Annotated in this window: 15 protein-coding genes and 2 pseudogenes; 11 read left to right on the top strand and 6 right to left on the bottom strand. The window is 66.1% G+C overall.

All coding sequences use genetic code 11. The features are described 5' to 3' along the window. Window positions 1–7 precede the first annotated feature (7 nt). From ACK5M9_RS05120 to ACK5M9_RS05130, 3 genes are all read left to right on the top strand, one after another. Entirely contained in the window at window positions 8–1,627 is a 1,620-nt protein-coding gene (locus ACK5M9_RS05120) for an RNA polymerase sigma factor (protein WP_416892100.1), read from the top strand. Window positions 1,628–1,754: 127 nt separating this feature from the next. Continuing rightward, the gene (locus tag ACK5M9_RS05125; protein WP_416892101.1) at window positions 1,755–1,940 is read left to right on the top strand and encodes a hypothetical protein; all 186 of its coding nucleotides are present in this window, start codon (window positions 1,755–1,757) and stop codon (window positions 1,938–1,940) included. A 65-nt stretch (window positions 1,941–2,005) separates the two neighbouring features. Beyond that, on the top strand, window positions 2,006–2,953 hold the full coding sequence (locus ACK5M9_RS05130) for a YihY/virulence factor BrkB family protein (RefSeq protein ID WP_416892102.1): 948 nt from the start codon (window positions 2,006–2,008) through the stop codon (window positions 2,951–2,953). Here the strand turns inward: ACK5M9_RS05130 and ACK5M9_RS05135 are convergent, their stop codons facing one another. Next, entirely contained in the window at window positions 2,954–3,193 is a 240-nt protein-coding gene (locus ACK5M9_RS05135; protein ID WP_416892103.1) for a DUF3039 domain-containing protein, read from the bottom strand. Between the two features lie 60 nt (window positions 3,194–3,253). Between ACK5M9_RS05135 and ACK5M9_RS05140 the strand changes: the two genes are divergently transcribed. From ACK5M9_RS05140 to ACK5M9_RS05150, 3 genes are all read left to right on the top strand, one after another. Next, on the top strand, window positions 3,254–3,685 hold the full coding sequence (locus ACK5M9_RS05140; protein ID WP_416892142.1) for a DUF3099 domain-containing protein: 432 nt from the start codon (window positions 3,254–3,256) through the stop codon (window positions 3,683–3,685). 150 nt (window positions 3,686–3,835) lie between these two features. Further along, the gene (locus ACK5M9_RS05145; RefSeq protein WP_416892104.1) at window positions 3,836–4,879 is read left to right on the top strand and encodes a sigma-70 family RNA polymerase sigma factor; all 1,044 of its coding nucleotides are present in this window, start codon (window positions 3,836–3,838) and stop codon (window positions 4,877–4,879) included. Window positions 4,880–5,050: 171 nt separating this feature from the next. Continuing rightward, a complete protein-coding gene (locus ACK5M9_RS05150; protein WP_416892105.1) occupies window positions 5,051–5,743 on the top strand; it encodes a metal-dependent transcriptional regulator in 693 nt (230 codons plus the stop codon). 78 nt (window positions 5,744–5,821) lie between these two features. Here the strand turns inward: ACK5M9_RS05150 and ACK5M9_RS05155 are convergent, their stop codons facing one another. After that, a complete protein-coding gene (locus ACK5M9_RS05155; protein ID WP_416892106.1) occupies window positions 5,822–6,877 on the bottom strand; it encodes a DUF4192 domain-containing protein in 1,056 nt (351 codons plus the stop codon). A gap of 113 nt (window positions 6,878–6,990) precedes the next feature. On the opposite strand from ACK5M9_RS05155, the gene sthA reads away from it, so the two are divergent. Both sthA and ACK5M9_RS05165 read left to right on the top strand, forming a co-directional pair. Beyond that, window positions 6,991–8,397: a Si-specific NAD(P)(+) transhydrogenase gene (gene sthA, locus ACK5M9_RS05160; RefSeq protein ID WP_416892143.1), complete on the top strand. Its 1,407-nt coding sequence runs from the start codon at window positions 6,991–6,993 to the stop codon at window positions 8,395–8,397. 80 nt (window positions 8,398–8,477) lie between these two features. Further along, window positions 8,478–9,458, top strand: coding sequence for a proteasome assembly chaperone family protein (locus ACK5M9_RS05165; protein WP_416892107.1), 981 nt, complete (start codon window positions 8,478–8,480; stop codon window positions 9,456–9,458). Between the two features lie 67 nt (window positions 9,459–9,525). On the opposite strand, the gene ACK5M9_RS05170 is transcribed toward ACK5M9_RS05165, so the two are convergent. From ACK5M9_RS05170 to ACK5M9_RS05180, 3 genes are all read right to left on the bottom strand, one after another. Beyond that, window positions 9,526–10,011 (bottom strand): peroxynitrite isomerase, encoded by a 486-nt coding sequence (locus tag ACK5M9_RS05170; protein ID WP_416892108.1) that lies wholly within the window; start codon window positions 10,009–10,011, stop codon window positions 9,526–9,528. A gap of 22 nt (window positions 10,012–10,033) precedes the next feature. Continuing rightward, complete coding sequence (gene nrdR, locus ACK5M9_RS05175) at window positions 10,034–10,495, bottom strand: transcriptional regulator NrdR (RefSeq protein WP_416892109.1); 462 nt, start codon at window positions 10,493–10,495, stop codon at window positions 10,034–10,036. 97 nt (window positions 10,496–10,592) lie between these two features. Next, the gene (locus ACK5M9_RS05180) at window positions 10,593–11,045 is read right to left on the bottom strand and encodes a hypothetical protein (protein ID WP_416892110.1); all 453 of its coding nucleotides are present in this window, start codon (window positions 11,043–11,045) and stop codon (window positions 10,593–10,595) included. 457 nt (window positions 11,046–11,502) lie between these two features. Between ACK5M9_RS05180 and lexA the strand changes: the two genes are divergently transcribed. Both lexA and ACK5M9_RS05190 read left to right on the top strand, forming a co-directional pair. Next, complete coding sequence (gene lexA, locus ACK5M9_RS05185; RefSeq protein WP_416892111.1) at window positions 11,503–12,189, top strand: transcriptional repressor LexA; 687 nt, start codon at window positions 11,503–11,505, stop codon at window positions 12,187–12,189. 85 nt (window positions 12,190–12,274) lie between these two features. After that, a pseudogene (locus tag ACK5M9_RS05190) lies at window positions 12,275–12,432 on the top strand (helix-turn-helix domain-containing protein); the annotation flags it as partial. Between the two features lie 367 nt (window positions 12,433–12,799). Here ACK5M9_RS05190 and ACK5M9_RS05195 read toward each other — a convergent pair. Then, window positions 12,800–15,136 carry a hypothetical protein gene (locus tag ACK5M9_RS05195; protein WP_416892112.1) on the bottom strand — a complete coding sequence of 779 codons (2,337 nt, stop codon included), beginning with the start codon at window positions 15,134–15,136 and terminating at the stop codon, window positions 12,800–12,802. Window positions 15,137–15,427: 291 nt separating this feature from the next. Between ACK5M9_RS05195 and ACK5M9_RS05200 the strand changes: the two are divergent. Further along, a pseudogene (locus ACK5M9_RS05200) lies at window positions 15,428–16,390 on the top strand (TerC/Alx family metal homeostasis membrane protein); the annotation flags it as partial. Between the last annotated feature and the right edge of the window lie 4 nt (window positions 16,391–16,394).

Below are 16,394 nucleotides of genomic sequence, written 5' to 3' on the forward strand. Positions count from 1 at the left end.
GGTGTACGTGGCAGCGACGAAGGCAACTCCGGTGACCGATGAGCCGGTGCGGCGCACCGCCGCGAAACCTCCCGCCGCGAAGTCGACCGCCAGGAAATCTCCCGCCAAGCGCGCAGCGGCCACAGCCGCCGCGGGCGCAACACCGGCCAAGCGGACCGCGAAGGCGGCCAAAGGGGCCACCGGCACCCCCGGCACCCCAGCCGCCACGGCCGTCGCCCCTGCCCCGAAGAAGGCCCGCGGCAAAGCGCTGGCCAAAGCAGCCGCCAAAGTAATCGCCAAATCATCGGCCAAGCGCGGGGCGGCAAAGCCCAAGGACGAAGACAAGGTGTCGGGGGGCCCCAACGCCGAATCGGCGACCGCTGAGGGCCTGGACACCGAACCGGATGACGATCTCGACGTCGATGATGCCGAGATCAACCTCGAAGACCTCGAGGATGTAGCGGCCGACGACGACGCCGACGGTGCCGGTGACGGTGACGACGCCGACGGTGCCGGTGACGGTGACGGTGACGACGGTGCCGAGAAGCCCGGGGACCCCAAGAGCACCGCAGCCGGCAAAGCGGCCGGCAAGGCCGCCGCCGAGGATGACGACGAGGACGAGGTGATCCCCGAACCCAGCGACAAGGACAAGGCCTCCGGAGATTTCGTCTGGGACGAGGAGGAGTCCGAGGCATTGCGGCAGGCCCGCAAGGACGCCGAACTCACCGCATCGGCCGACTCGGTGCGCGCCTACCTCAAGCAGATCGGCAAGGTGGCGCTGCTCAACGCCGAGGAGGAGGTCGAGCTCGCCAAGCGGATCGAGGCCGGCCTGTACGCCACGCAACTGATGACGGAATTGGCCGACCGCGGCGAGAAGCTGCCCGCCGCCCAGCGCCGCGACATGACGTGGATCTGCCGGGATGGCGACCGCGCCAAGAACCATCTGCTCGAAGCCAACCTGCGGCTGGTGGTGTCGCTGGCCAAGCGTTACACCGGTCGCGGTATGGCCTTTCTGGACCTCATCCAGGAGGGCAACCTCGGGTTGATCCGCGCCGTCGAGAAGTTCGACTACACCAAGGGGTACAAGTTCTCCACCTACGCGACCTGGTGGATTCGCCAGGCGATCACCCGCGCCATGGCCGATCAGGCCCGCACCATCCGTATCCCGGTGCACATGGTGGAAGTGATCAACAAGCTGGGCCGAATCCAGCGCGAGCTCCTACAGGACCTGGGCCGGGAACCCAGCCCGGAGGAACTCGCCAAGGAAATGGACATCACCCCGGAGAAGGTGCTGGAGATCCAGCAGTACGCCCGCGAGCCGATCTCGCTGGATCAGACCATCGGCGACGAGGGCGACAGCCAGCTAGGCGATTTCATCGAGGACAGCGAGGCCGTGGTGGCCGTCGACGCGGTGTCCTTCACGCTGCTGCAGGACCAACTCCAGTCGGTGCTGGACACGTTGTCCGAACGCGAGGCAGGCGTCGTGCGCCTGCGCTTCGGCCTCACCGATGGCCAGCCTCGCACCCTGGACGAGATCGGACAGGTCTACGGGGTGACCCGGGAGCGGATTCGCCAGATAGAGTCCAAGACCATGTCGAAGCTGCGACACCCGAGCCGGTCCCAGGTCCTGCGCGACTACCTGGACTGATCGTCAACCGGTTCCCGACGAGCACCATGGTGCCAGGTGAATAACGACACACCCCGCAACTGCCCGGGAACAAGGTGAAACCGGCAAACGTCTGAGAGAGTAAGTCCATCGCCAGAACGGAGGAGCCATGAACGCAACTCTGACCAGTCCCGAGCTGACCCGCGCCGACCGCTGCGACCGTTGCGGCGCCGCCGCTCGGGTGTGCGCAACACTGCCTTCCGGAGCCGAGCTGCTCTTCTGCCAGCATCACGCCGACGAGCACGAGGCAAAGCTGGTTGAGTTGGCGGCCGTGCTGGAGGTGAGCGGCCGGTAATTGCCGCCGAACTCGCCCGCCCCAATGCCGGCCGCGCACTGCCTCATCGGTGATGCTGGAAGGGTATGAGTGTTCAGGCTGCAAAACCCTCGCGCCACCATGTCCGGCATCTGGGCCGCCGGACGCTGTCCAAGGCCTGGGATGATTCGATTTTCTCCGAATCCGCCGAGGCCGGTTTTTGGACCTGCCTCTCCACGCCGCCATTGCTGCTGGGCCTATTGGGCACATTGGCCTGGGTTGCGCCGATATTCGGCCAGGACACCCTGCCCTCCATCATCAAGAGCACGCTGTCGACGGCACGCAACTTCTTCTCACCCAACGTGGTCAGCGAGATCATCGAACCGACCATTCGCGACATCACCGCCACCGCCGGCGGCGACGTCGCATCGGTGGGTTTCCTGATCTCGCTGTGGGCCGGGTCCTCGGCGGTCTCCTCCTTCGTAGACGCCATCGTCGAGGCGCACGACCAGACACCGTTGCGACATCCGGTGCGGCAACGATTCTTCGCGCTGTTCATCTACATCGCGATGCTGACGTTCGTCGTGATCGCCGCGCCGATCGCGGTCGTCGGCCCGCGCACCGTGGGCCAGCACATTCCAGCCGGCCCGCAGAACCTGCTGCACTACGGCTACTACCCCGTGTTGATACTCGGGCTGATGGCCGGGGTGACCGTGCTGTACCGGGTGGCGCTGCCGGTACCGCTGCCGACACACCGGCTGATCCCCGGCACGGTCCTGGCCGCCGTGGTGTTCGCGATCGCCACACTGGGCCTTCGCATCTACCTGAAGTGGATCGGCAGCACCGGGTACACCTACGGGGCGCTGGCCACCCCGATAGCGTTTCTGCTGTTCGCGTTCTTCGGCGGATTCTCCATCATGATCGGAGCCGAACTCAATGCCGCGATCCAGGAGCAATGGCCCGCACCGACCACCCACTTCCACCGGCTTCGCCAGTGGCTTGCCCGACGCACCGGCGTCATCGCCGACCGGACGGACCGGCCGTCGAGCAGCTGATCAGCCCTTCTTCATCCGGTCGTAGATCTGCTTGCATTCGGGGCAGACCGGCGAGCCCGGCTTGGCGGCCCGGGTGACCGGAAAAACCTCCCCGCACAGCGCGACCACATGGCTGCCCACCACCGCGCTCTCGGCGATCTTGTCCTTTTTCACATAGTGGAAGAACTTGGGTGCGTCGTCACCGGTTCCGTCATCGGCGCGTTCGTCGATGTCGGGGCGCTCAAGGGTCTGGGTATCCATGCCTCATATTGTGCCCCCTTCCCGGGGAACCGACACCGGGGAATGCCCGTCGAGTCCAAACTGTGGGACAGTGGAAGCATGGCGCGCGGCCACGAGCCGGGGTTCGATGATTTCGACGATCACGGCCGTCCGGTACTGATCACCGGCGCTGCAACCTCCTACGAGGAGCAGCATCGGGCGCGGGTGCGCAAATACCTGACGCTCATGTCTTTCCGGATCCCCGCAATCATCCTGGCCTCCGTTGCCTACGGGCTGTGGCACAACGGCCTCATCTCGCTGCTGATCATCGTCGCGTCGATACCGCTGCCGTGGATAGCCGTCCTGGTCGCCAACGACCGGCCGCCCCGCAGCGCCGACGAGCCGCGGCGCTACAGCGACGCCCCCCGCCGACCGTCGCTGTTGGCGACCCTGCGCCCGCGAGAACTCGAAACCCGGCCACACCCCGAATCCCAACCGGATTCCACGACGATCAACCCCGACGGTTCCGTGTAGCGCTCGGTCCAGGCGCACTTCTCAGCACATTCTCAGGTCCTGGCCGCATTTCCGCACGTCAGAGGGTGTGCGACCGGTTCGGACCGGGAACTCCGGACAGCGCTGTCTCGTTGACTACGTAACAAGAAAAGCCGATCGGGAGGGCGCGCAGTGTCCGAAACCAGGACCGAAACCAGGACCGAAACCAGGAGCCAGACCAGGAGTCCGGCCAGGGGTCAGACCCGGGCGCAGACGGCCAGCAGGGGCGGCAGCCGCCGGGTCGACCGCGATCTGGATACCCAAAGCCCGGCCGCCGACCTGGTGCGCGTGTATTTGAACGGTATCGGCAAGACGGCACTGCTCAACGCCGCCGACGAAGTGGATCTGGCCAAGCGCATCGAGGCCGGCCTGTATGCCGCTCACCTGTTGGAGACCCGCAAGCGGCTTGGCGCGAACCGGAAACAAGCCTTGGCGGCGGTGGCACGCGACGGCGAGGCGGCGCGCCGTCATCTGCTGGAGGCGAACCTTCGCCTGGTGGTGTCACTGGCAAAGCGCTACACGGGCCGCGGCATGCCCCTGCTGGACCTGATCCAGGAGGGCAACCTGGGTCTCATCCGCGCCATGGAGAAGTTCGACTACTCCAAGGGATTCAAGTTCTCGACATATGCCACCTGGTGGATCCGTCAAGCGATCACCCGGGGCATGGCCGACCAGAGCCGCACCATCCGGCTTCCCGTCCACCTGGTCGAGCAGGTCAACAAGCTGGCGCGAATCAAGCGCGAGATGCACCAGATCCTGGGCCGTGAGGCGACCGACGAGGAACTCGCTGCCGAGTCCGGCATCCCGGTCGAGAAGATCAACGACCTGCTGGAGCACAGCCGCGACCCGGTCAGCCTGGACATGCCGGTCGGCTCGGAGGAAGAGGCCCCGCTGGGCGATTTCATCGAGGACGCCGAGGCCATGTCGGCCGAAAACGCGGTGATCGCCGAACTGCTGCACACCGACGTCCGCAGCGTGCTGGCCACACTCGACGAACGGGAACACCAGGTCATCCGACTGCGGTTCGGCCTGGACGACGGCCAACCACGGACCCTGGACCAGATCGGCAAGCTGTTCGGGCTCTCCCGGGAACGGGTCCGCCAGATCGAGCGCGACGTGATGTGCAAACTGCGTCAAGGCGAGCGGGCCGACCGGCTGCGGGCGTACGCCAGCTGAGGGCGTACCCGAGCTGCGGGCGTACGCCAGCTGAGGGCGTACCCGAGCTGCGGCTCGGGTAGACAACGACGCACGACCCCGACGGATAGGACCTATCCGAGACCGTGTGCGCCTTGAATGGACCGTCCGCGGCGTTGGCCAAGTAGAGTCAGCAGCGATGGAGGATGCTGAATGAACGACTTGGTCGACACAACCGAAATGTATCTGCGGACCATCTACGACCTCGAAGAGGAGGGCGTGACGCCGCTGCGCGCCCGGATCGCCGAACGGCTCGAACAAAGTGGCCCCACCGTAAGCCAGACCGTGTCCCGAATGGAGCGCGACGGGCTCCTGCGGGTGGCCGGCGACCGGCACCTCGAACTCACCGACAAGGGCCGCGCACTGGCCGTGTCCGTGATGCGCAAACACCGTCTCGCCGAGCGCCTCCTGGTCGACGTGATCGGGTTGCCCTGGGAAGAGGTGCACGCCGAAGCATGCCGGTGGGAGCACGTGATGAGTGAGGATGTCGAACGCCGCCTGGTCAAGGTGCTCGACAGCCCCACGACATCGCCGTTCGGCAACCCGATTCCGGGTCTGCTGGACCTCGGCGTCGGCCTCGATTCGGATGCCGAGCACGCGAATCTGGTCCGGTTGACCGAATTGCCGGACGGCCCTGCGGTCGCCGTCGTCGTTCGCCGGCTGGCCGAACACGTCCAGGGTGACATCAACCTGATCGCCCGGCTCAAAGAGGCCGGCGTGGTCCCCAACGCACGCGTCACTGTTGAGACCAGCCCGGCAGGCGGCGTGACCGTGGTCATACCCGGTCACGAGAACGTGACGCTGCCGCATGAGATGGCACACGCGGTCAAAGTCGAGAAAGTCTGACCCGAGCCCGCTGCCTCGCCGCCCCGCTGCCCCGCTGCCCCGCCGCCCCGCTGCCCTCGGGCCACCCAGCTGTAATGGTTAGCCCGCCTGCCGCCCGAAGTCCCGCGGTGGCGGCAGCCGCAGCCCCAGCCGATCGGCCAGCCGGTAGCCGGTGGCGGCCAGCTCGCGGATGTCGTCGGGCCGCATCCCCGACCGCAATGCCGTATCGAGCATGCCGGCCATCCGATGGTCGGGGTCGCATTGCAGCGCGGTCTCCAGCGATATGCCGGCCAGCGGGCCGTCTCCGCGCACATAGGCACTGAACGCCAACATCGCCAGCGCCTCCGCCCGCCAAGGCTGGGGCAGTCCGCGTGCCAACACCGACCACAGCGTCTCCGCTGCGGCTGCGTTCTCGGCCACCGCCAGCCCGTACAGGATGTCGCGCACCCGGGCATCGCGCAGGGCCGTACCCAGCCGGGCCACGTCGGCATCGGACAGCGATTGCCCGTCGGCCACCCGGGAGGCAGCCTCGATCGCGTTCCGCACATCGTCGCGGCAGCAGCCCAGCGGGTCGGTGCGATGCGCCCGCTCGCGCGCGACCGAGGCTTGTTCGAGGACCGGACCCAACGCCGCGGTGCGCTCAGGATCGGCGGCGATCACCGCCTGCAGGTCCGCACGCCGGGAATAGAGGCGCCGACCGTCCAGCACCGCGGCGGCTGCCAGCGGCGAAGCCGACGGATCTTCGACGATCCCGCCCGCGCCGCAGCCGTCGACACAATGCCAGCGACCGCCACGGGCAACGTTGTCCACGATGAACCCGGCGGGAAAGTCGATCCCATAGGGCAGCAGGGCCCTGGCCAACGCCTCGCAGAGTCGCCGATAGTCGCGGTTGCACTCGGCGCAATGCGCGCCATCTTCGTCGACAACCACCGCAATCACGGCATCCGGCTCGGCCGCCGCGGCGACCCCGGCGAGTTCGCCAATCCGATCGGTGAGGTGTTCGCAGAGATCGGCGCGCAACACCGCGTCCAGTGCGCCGTCGGCCGCCGACACCAGCACAAGCGATTTCTCCGGAACGAAGCCGAGGATTGCCGGGATCGCGGCTATCAGTGCGGCGGGACGGTTGAGGTCGAAGTCTTGTCGATGCGTCGTCATGACCCCAACGCTGATGCCCGGCACCGTCAGCGTGCGCCCGAACCAGCCGGTTCGATAGCCTCCTTGTGGACAAAGTCGCGACTGTGGGCTTTATCGTCTATCCCATGACTTCGATACGCGAGTACGACATGGTGGTTATCGGATCAGGACCCGGCGGCCAGAAGGCCGCCATAGCCGCGGCGAAACTGGGCAAGTCGGTGGCGATCATCGAGCGCGGGCGAATGGTCGGCGGCGTCTGTGTCAACACCGGAACCATCCCGTCGAAAACGCTGCGGGAGGCCGTCGTCTACCTCACCGGGATGAATCAGCGCGATCTCTACGGCGCGAGCTACCGGGTGAAGGACAAGATCACCCCGGCCGACCTGCTCGCGCGCACCCAGCACGTGATAGGCAAGCAGGTCGACGTGGTCCGTTCGCAGTTGATGCGCAACCGAATCGACCTGGTCCTGGGCCATGGGCGCTTCATCGACCCGCACACCATTCAGGTCGACCACGACGTCCATGGGGAGCGGGTCACGATCAGCGGCGAGCACATCGTCATTGCCACCGGCACCACGCCGGTGCGGCCACCGGGAATCGGGTTCGACGAGCAGCGGGTCCTGGATTCCGACGGGATTCTGGACCTCAAATCGCTGCCTGCCACGATGGTGGTGGTCGGCGCCGGCGTGATCGGAATCGAATACGCCTCGATGTTCGCCGCATTGGGCACCAAGGTCACGGTCGTGGAGAAGCGCGAGACGATGCTGGAGTTCTGCGATCCGGAGATCGTCGAGGCGCTCAAATTCCATCTGCGGGACCTGGCGGTGACGTTCCGGTTCGGCGAGAAGGTGACCGCCGTCGACGTCGGCTCCACCGGCACCGTGACCACACTGGCAAGCGGCAAACAGATTCCGGCTGAAACGGTGATGTACTCCGCGGGCCGCCAAGGGCAGACCGAGCACCTGGATCTGGCGAACGCGGGCCTGGAAACCGACCACCGCGGACGGAGTCCCGTCGACGACCGATTCCAGACCCGGGTCGAGCACATCTACGCGGTGGGCGATGTCATCGGCTTCCCGGCTCTGGCCGCCACGTCGATGGACCAGGGACGGCTGGCCGCCTCCCACGCTTTCGGGGAACCCACCGAGGGCGTCACCGCGCTGCAGCCGATCGGCATCTATTCGATCCCGGAGATCTCCTACGTCGGCGCCACCGAGGTGGAGCTGACCAGAGACTCGATCCCCTACGAGGTGGGTGTGGCACGCTACCGGGAACTTGCCCGCGGCCAGATAGCCGGTGATTCCTACGGCATGCTCAAGCTGCTGGTGTCCACTCAGGATCACACCCTGCTCGGGGTGCACATCTTCGGTACCAGCGCCACCGAGATGGTGCACATCGGCCAGGCCGTCATGGGATGCGGCGGCACGGTCGACTACCTGGTCGACGCGGTGTTCAACTACCCGACGTTCTCCGAGGCCTACAAGGTGGCCGCACTGGACGTGACCAACAAGATGCGGGCGCTGAGCCAGTTCCTGAGCTGACCGGATCGAACGGCGACCGATCGGTTGGGGGACACTGGGTGGTGCACCCCGCAGACACCCCGGAAAGGAGGCAGCACCCAATGTCCGACCACGACCCCGACCGGGCACCTGACTACCAACCGGGATCGTCCGGCATGTACGAGCTCGAGTTTCCCTCGCCCCAGGTGGCGACCGCCGACGGTCGCGGCCCGGTGCTGGTACACGCCCTGCAGGGATTTTCCGACGCCGGTCACGCGATCCGGCTGGCCTCAACTCACCTGTTGGCAGCCCTGGATTCCGAACTGGTCGCGTCGTTCGCGATCGACGAGCTGCTGGACTACCGGTCCCGCCGCCCGCCGATGACGTTCAAGACCGACCACTTCACCAGCTACACCGACCCCGAACTGAGCCTTCATGCGCTGCGCGATGCAGCGGGTACCCCGTTTCTGCTGCTCGCCGGCTTGGAACCGGACCTAAAGTGGGAACGCTTCATCACCGCCACCCGACTACTTGCCGAACGCCTGGGTGTCCGGCAGACCATCGGCCTGGGCACCGTTCCGATGGCGGTTCCACACACGCGGCCGGTCACCATGACGGCACACTCGAACAACACCGAGCTGATAGCCGACTTCCGACCGTGGGTCTCCGAAATCCAGGTCCCCGGCAGCGCATCCAACCTGCTGGAGTACCGGATGGCCCAACACGGCCATCAGGTCGTCGGCTTCACCGTCCACGTCCCGCACTACTTGACTCAAGCCGACTATCCCGCGGCCGCCGAGGCGCTTCTCGAACAGGTCGCCAAGACCGGTGAACTCGACCTGCCGCTCTCGCCACTCGCCGACGCCGCCGCGGCGGTGCGCACCAAAATCGACGAACAGGTTCGCGCGAGCGCCGAGGTGGCTCAAGTGGTGACCGCCCTTGAGCGCCAGTACGACGCGTTCATCGACGCCCAGGAGAACAGGTCCCTGCTGGACCGCGACGAGGAATTACCCAGCGGCGACGAGCTGGGCGCGGAGTTCGAGCGCTTCCTGGCTCAGCAAGCCGAGAAGAAGCACACCGACGACGACAGCAACCCCGGCTGACGGCGCTCAGCGCAGGCGGTGCTCAGTGCCGACGGCGCCCAGTCCCGGCGGTGCAGCACGGCGGCGCTCAGTCCCGGCGGTGCAGCACGGCGGAGAGATGGTGCTGCAACGGCAGACCAACCGCACCCATTTGCAGCGAGTAGGAAAGTTCATCGCCGTCGATCCGGAAAGAGCGGCCCAGCACCGAGACCTCTTTGGCCGATGGCGCCTGGCCGATGCTGCTGGCCGTCATCTCCAACTCGATGACACCTGCACGGACCGTATAGGTGCCGACTTCGATCTCGGTGATACCACTTGGGTGGGACAGCACGAACTCCAGCTGACCCGGCTCCGGCACCCGCAGATATCCCGTTTCTGCATGCATGGGGGTTCCGTCCACGACTGACTGGGTTTTTTGCCAATAGATCAGAAACGGCTTGCCGACGTGGGAGAAGGAGACTTCTTCGCGGTATTCGAAGGGTTCGATCGTCGGGTAGTCACCCGCTCCTCGCCCGGACCAGGTGCCCACTAACGGAGCCAGTTCGCTGAGGTTCGCGTGCAGGTCCACAGCCATTGGTCCAGCCTAGCGGTTCCGATCAGCCCGGAGCCGGCACTTTGCGGTGCGCCCGCAGTACTTCGATCTCGCGCTCGAAGTCGGCGGCCGAGGAGAACGAGCGGTAGACCGAGGCAAATCGCAGGTACGCGACCTCGTCGAGATCGCGCAACGGCCCCAGGATTGCCAGTCCCACATCGTGGCTGGGAACTTCGGGGCCTGCGGCACGCACGGCATCCTCCACGTGCTGAGCGAGCAGGTTCAACGCATCGTCGTCGACCTGACATCCCTGGCAGGCGCGACGCACCCCACTGATCACCTTTTCCCTGCTGAACGGCTCGGTGACTCCGCTGCGCTTCACCACGGCCAACACCGCGGTTTCCACGGTGGTGAACCGCCGTCCACACTCCGGACACGACCGACGCCGGCGGATGGCCTGGCCTTCGTCGGTTTCTCGTGAATCGATCACTCGCGAATCGGGATTCCGGCAGAAGGGGCAGTGCATAGCCCTCCTTGGTCGCTGCGTCACACCCGGGTGGAACTCCCGGGTAGAACACCCCGAGCGTACCGGTGGACCCTGGAGCTGCCGCCGCTCACCCACCTCAGCCGACCGGCGCAATCAACGTCTGACCGGCCACCACCGCATTCGAGGCCAGCGCATTGAGACCCCGAATGGTTTCGACGACTTCATCGACCGGCGCCGCCGGCGCCACCCTGGAAGCCAGGTTCTGCAGAGACTCCCCCGGTTCGACCCGAACCACCGCCAGCGCCGCGGGAACCGGGGACGCGGGTTCGGCCGGATCGGCGATGTCCCCGCTGACCAGGTTGCCGAAGTTCGCCATCAGGCCCAACCACAGCGTGATGACTCCGGCCGCCAGGGCCAGGCCCAGCGTCGCCGCCACACTCACCGGACCCTGGCGATGTGCTGCGGTCGACATCGCTACACCGGTGCCCGGGTAGCGCATCGGGGACGCACCCGGGCGTGACGGCGAGGGCCCGGTGAACGATGACGTGCTGCCCCGGCGCCGGCGAGAGCCGCCGATCCGCCTGCCCACTGGCCGACCAGCGAGCCTGTCGGTGGGCCTGTCGGTGGGCCGGCCAGGGGGCCTGCCTACCGGCGTCCGCGTGCTTCGCGTGCGCTCCGGACTCGCGTAGATATTCGGACTCGCGTAGATATTCGGACTCGCGTAGATATTCGGGCCCGGGTAAATCAGTGTCATGCCGCTTCCTCCAGTCGCTGCCTATCGCTCGTATGTTCGATACTAATCGCTCATGCGTTCGATATCGAACATTTGAGCGATGCGTGTCGCACAAGCAGAACCGTAGACCCCACCACCGACAAGCCCTACCCGGCACAACCCGCCCGTCAGGCTCTGCGGATACCCCGCATCGGCGAAAATCACACATGTGTGATTCACTCCTCCCCCGCGAGCCGGATGTCGAGGAAACCCCCGGACACGCCCATCGAACACATGTTTGATTCTTGGGCCGCGTGCGGCTACATTCGGATTCATGAGCGACAGCAACGACCCACGCGGCTCGGCCGGACATGCAGACGATTCCGCACTGACCGACCGACAGCACACCATTCTTCAGGTCATCCGCGCATCGGTAACCGGGCGGGGATACCCGCCCAGCATCCGCGAGATCGGCGACGCGGTCGGTCTGACGTCGACATCCTCGGTCGCGCATCAACTGCGCACATTGGAGCGCAAGGGCTACCTGCGTCGCGACCCGAACCGTCCCCGAGCCGTCGAGGTGCGCGGTGTCGATGACACCGTGGCACCGCACCGCACCGAGGTTGCCGGCTCGGACTCGCTGCCGGAGCCGATGTTCGTACCCGTCCTCGGGCGTATCGCCGCCGGAGGGCCGATCCTGGCAGAGGAAGCTGTCGAGGATGTCTTCCCGCTACCTCGCGAATTGGTCGGAGAGGGGACGCTCTTCCTGCTCAAGGTGGTCGGTGAGTCCATGGTCGAGGCCGCCATCTGTGACGGCGACTGGGTCGTGGTGCGCCAGCAGCACGTCGCCGACAACGGAGACATTGTCGCCGCCATGATCGACGGCGAGGCCACTGTCAAGACGTTCAAGCGTGCCGGCGGTCAGGTGTGGCTGATGCCGCACAACCCGGCTTTCGATCCGATCCCGGGCAACGACGCGACCATCCTCGGCAAGGTTGTCACCGTTATCCGCAAGGTCTAGCTATATCCGGCCATGACGTTGGCAGCGAGTGTGTTGACTTGATGTGAGGAGAACCTCCAGCTGGGGTGTGGCTTATCGAAGGCCCATCACGAACCCGCAGGTACCGGCGTCTCACCGTAGTGCCCACACAACGCTGCGCGGACGATTGTTGATCGTGCAGCGCTACCGGCAGGGTTGGAAGCATGCCTGTATCGCCGCGGCAATGGTATGTCCCGCAAATGCGTACACACCTGGATCTGCCGTACGACACGCTTGCGGCGTCGCATGCCTGACAGGGGGCCAGGGGCCAGGGGCTGGGGGTCGAGGGCCAGGGGCCAGGGGCTGGGGGTCAGGGGCTGGGGGTCAGGGGCTGGGGGTCAGGGGTCGGGGGTCGGGGGCGTCACAAGCCTGACAGGGGGCCGCGCGGCGCGCGGGCCTCGCCGCCCGGGCGCGCCGGTTGGCCCCCCGCCCCCAACAGATTCGCCGAGCGTAACGCCAGGGCGAAAACTCACCGGAAAAATCGCACTGGCGTTACGCTCGGCGAGCTGCGCGGCTGCGCGGCGGCGCGGCGGCTGCGGAGCGCGGCGGGGCGGAGCTGCGGAGCTGGGGCGCGACCCAGGGCCGCAGTTTCTCAGTCAGCCCGGATGAGGCCGCTGGCCCGAGCGGCGTCCTCGTTCGCAAACCAGAGCTCGGCCAGCGTGTCGTGGTAGTGCGGGTTGTCGGGCGTGTAGAACAGACCGAACCGTGCGCTGGCTTTGATCGGGTAGCCATCCGGTGCCCGATAGGGATCGCCGTCGATCGGCAGATGAATCACCGGGCTACCGGCGCCGCCGGCATGACCGGCGGCAGGCCCCGCCGCGGGAGCTTCGGCCCGGGCGGCGGCCGAATACGGCGTCTCCTCTTCCGCCGCATATTCCACCGCGTAGTCGTCGGGGTATTCGCCGGCAAATTCCGCGGCGTCGCCGACGGCGTCGTCCAGGGCACCTTCCGCGTCATCAAAGGCAGCGTGCCTGCCTGCGCGCGCCTCGGCCGTTTCCGCGTCCATCGGAGCCGCCAGATCGGGCGACTCGTCATCCGCGGGTTCAGTCGCCGGATAGAGGATGTCCGGAACGACCGAACCGGGGTCGGATTCGACGGCTCCGCCGCGCGAGTACGCGACCGCCGAGTCTAGGTCTTCCTCGTCGCCGTCTACGCTGGTCGCAATACGGATCACCGTGGTGTCGACAGTGTCGGGGTCTGCACCCTCGATTTCGTCGAATTCATCGAACTCCCGGGACTCACCGAACTCCCGGGACTCGCCGAACTCCCGGAACTCCCGGAACTCGCCGTATTCCCGGAACTCCCGGAACTCCCCGGTACCCGGGGCATCGCGGTCGTCCTCGAGCACCTGACCCACCGAACCCCTGGACCAGCTGACCCTGCCCACGGGGCCGGAATCTGGGTGCCCGCCGGCGGGCGGGAAGTCCTCGGAGCCGTAGTCGACGTCGTCGCGCGGCCAGCCCCTGTCGAAATCGCGCCCATAGTCGATATCCGGGTAATCTTCGCGATCACCTGCCTCACCCGACGAACGGCGGCGGGCAGTGCGACGCCGCCGAAGACTGGAAACGACTGACGCCGCCATCGCCGCCAACAGGACTCCCAGCACCGCCGCCATCAACCACCACCAGTGGAAAGTCAGCTTCTTACTCGGTGGGGACGACACGGAAGTGCTCGGCTGGCTCTGCCCTGACACCTGCAGGCCGGACAACGCCGACGCCAGGTTCGCCGGATCGGTGCTGAACGCGTTCGTAGAGCGGTTCCACCAGATCGTGCCGCCGGAGAACTTCTGCGATACCACGTCCCCGTCAATCGTCTGATCACCGACCGGGGCACCGAGTTGCCCGAGTGGCCCCTTCAGCTGGTCCCACGCCACCACGATGGCGCCGCGCACCACGAATGCCCCGTGGTCGGGAGTCCAGAAGATCACCGGCCCGTCGGCAGCGGAGAACGTGACGATCCGGCTTGCCGGCTCGATCCCGCCGTCAGCCTCGTTGGTGATCGGGAAGCCCAGGTCACTGCCGACCGGACCACCCAGCTCCTCGTACTTCGCCAGGATCGCCCCTTCTACCGCATGGGCCCCGGTAGCCGGGCTGAAGAAAATCTTGCCGCCGTCGAAGTCCTGAGCGATTCCGTCTCCGCCAATCGGGTACTGATCACCCTTCCTCGAACCAAGCGGGCCATCCGAGCCGCCGGTTGCGCTCCAGGCGGAGTTGATGGCCACCGTCGGATCGATCGTCACGTCGAGATCCACGAGTTGCTCCCCCAACTCCGGTGGATCGGTGGCGAACTCCCTGGTCTGACGATTCCACGACACCTCGCCTCCGGTGAACTTCTGCGAAACTACATCACCGAAAGATGCATCTCCGATAGGCGCGCCGAGCGGCCCCCCGGAGCTTCCCAACTTGTCCCAGGCCGCGTTGATCACGCCGCGGACCACGAATGCCCCGTGGTCGGGTGTCCAGAAAATCACCGGGTTGTCGCCCGCGGAGAAGGTGCTGACGCGACTGTCCGGGCTGGCGAGGCCGGGAACCTCGTTGATGGTCGGGAAACCCAGAGCGCTATCGGCGGGCCCGCCCAGCGACTCGTATTTGTCCAGCACGGGGCCATACATGTATTTAGCCCCGGTCTCCGGGGTGAAATACATTTTGCCGCCGTCGAATTCCAACGCGAAGCCCGCGCCGACCGGATAGACATCGCCTTTGCGGGTGCCTAGCGGCGACGCCGCCCCGCCCGCCTGCTCCCAGGCAGCCATCATGGCCGCCTCGGCATCGTCGACCGGAGCGGCCGAAGCCTCGAGCGACGACGTTATCGTCGTCAACCCCAGAGCCAAGGTCACTCCGAGTGCCGCCCCGGCGGCCACCGTGGCGGTCTTCAGCCTGCGCAACCGACGCCCCACCCGCGTGCCAGATATGCCTGTCTGCCCGTTCACCAAGCCTCCCAGTCAATAACCGGTTCACATTCGCGGACCGGCAAATGGACCGCCGCAGGCGATCCACCAGCTACGAACTGGATCGTCGCTGGCCTCGCATTACTCTCCTCTAGCGATCAAGAAATACGAAGTAGATTTCCGAATACTACGGAAACGTATACCGACCTGATATCGAAACGATGCCGGAGAGGATCCGTGTCGCGAGAATTCGAACTGCGGCCCGCACTTCCGGTGCGCTAGCGTGCCCGAGACAGGATCGCCGCCGACTCTGTGAAAGGACCTCTGGGGAGAATGGCCGTTTCGGGACTGGTCTGGGGCCTCACCATCGCCCTGATTACCGGCCTGATGCTCGTGGACTACCTCTTCCACGTGCGAAAAACCCATGTGCCGACCCTGCGCGAGGCTGCCATCTGGTCGACGCTCTACATCGGGATCGCGACCGCCTTCGGCATCGCCGTCGCGGTCTTCGGTGGCACCCGCATGGCAGTCGAGTACTTCGCGGGCTATCTGAGCAACGAAGCCCTCTCCGTGGACAACCTGTTCGTCTTCGTGGTGATCATCGGCAGCTTCGGGGTGCCGCGTATCGCCCAACAGAAGGTACTGCTGTTCGGCATAGCGTTCGCGCTCATCGCCCGCACGGTGTTCATCCTGCTCGGGGCCGCGCTCATCCACGCCTTCAGTTCGGCGCTCGGTGTATTCGGTCTGGTGTTGCTGGTCATGGCGGGCAGGCTCGCCAAACCCGCCGAACCCGAAGATCACACCGTCGATAGCGCCGGCGGAATAGTCATCCGGCTGGTCAACCGATTCCTGCCGACGTCGACGAACTACGACGGCGACCGGCTGTTCACTGTCGTCGACGGAAAACGGGTGATGACGCCCCTGCTGGTGGTGATGATCGCCATCGGCGGCACCGACCTCCTGTTTGCCTTCGATTCGGTACCGGCGATGTTCGGGCTGACCCAGAACGTCTATCTGGTGTTCACCGCGACCGCGTTCTCCCTGCTGGGTCTTCGCCAGTTGTATTTCCTGATAGACAATCTGCTGGACCGGCTCGTGCATCTGTCCTACGGCCTGGCGGTGATTCTGGGCTTCATCGGGGTGAAGCTGATCCTGGAAGCACTGCACCACAATCGGCTGCCGTTCATCAACCACGGCGAGCCGGTGCCGCTGCGGGAAATCAGCACCACGACGTCGTTGGCGGTCATCCTCACCGTGCTGCTGGTCACCACGGCGTCGTCGCTGATCTCGGTGCGCCGGG

Origin of the sequence: Mycobacterium sp. (assembly GCF_047975165.1) — a bacterium.
Lineage (GTDB): Bacteria > Actinomycetota > Actinomycetes > Mycobacteriales > Mycobacteriaceae > Mycobacterium.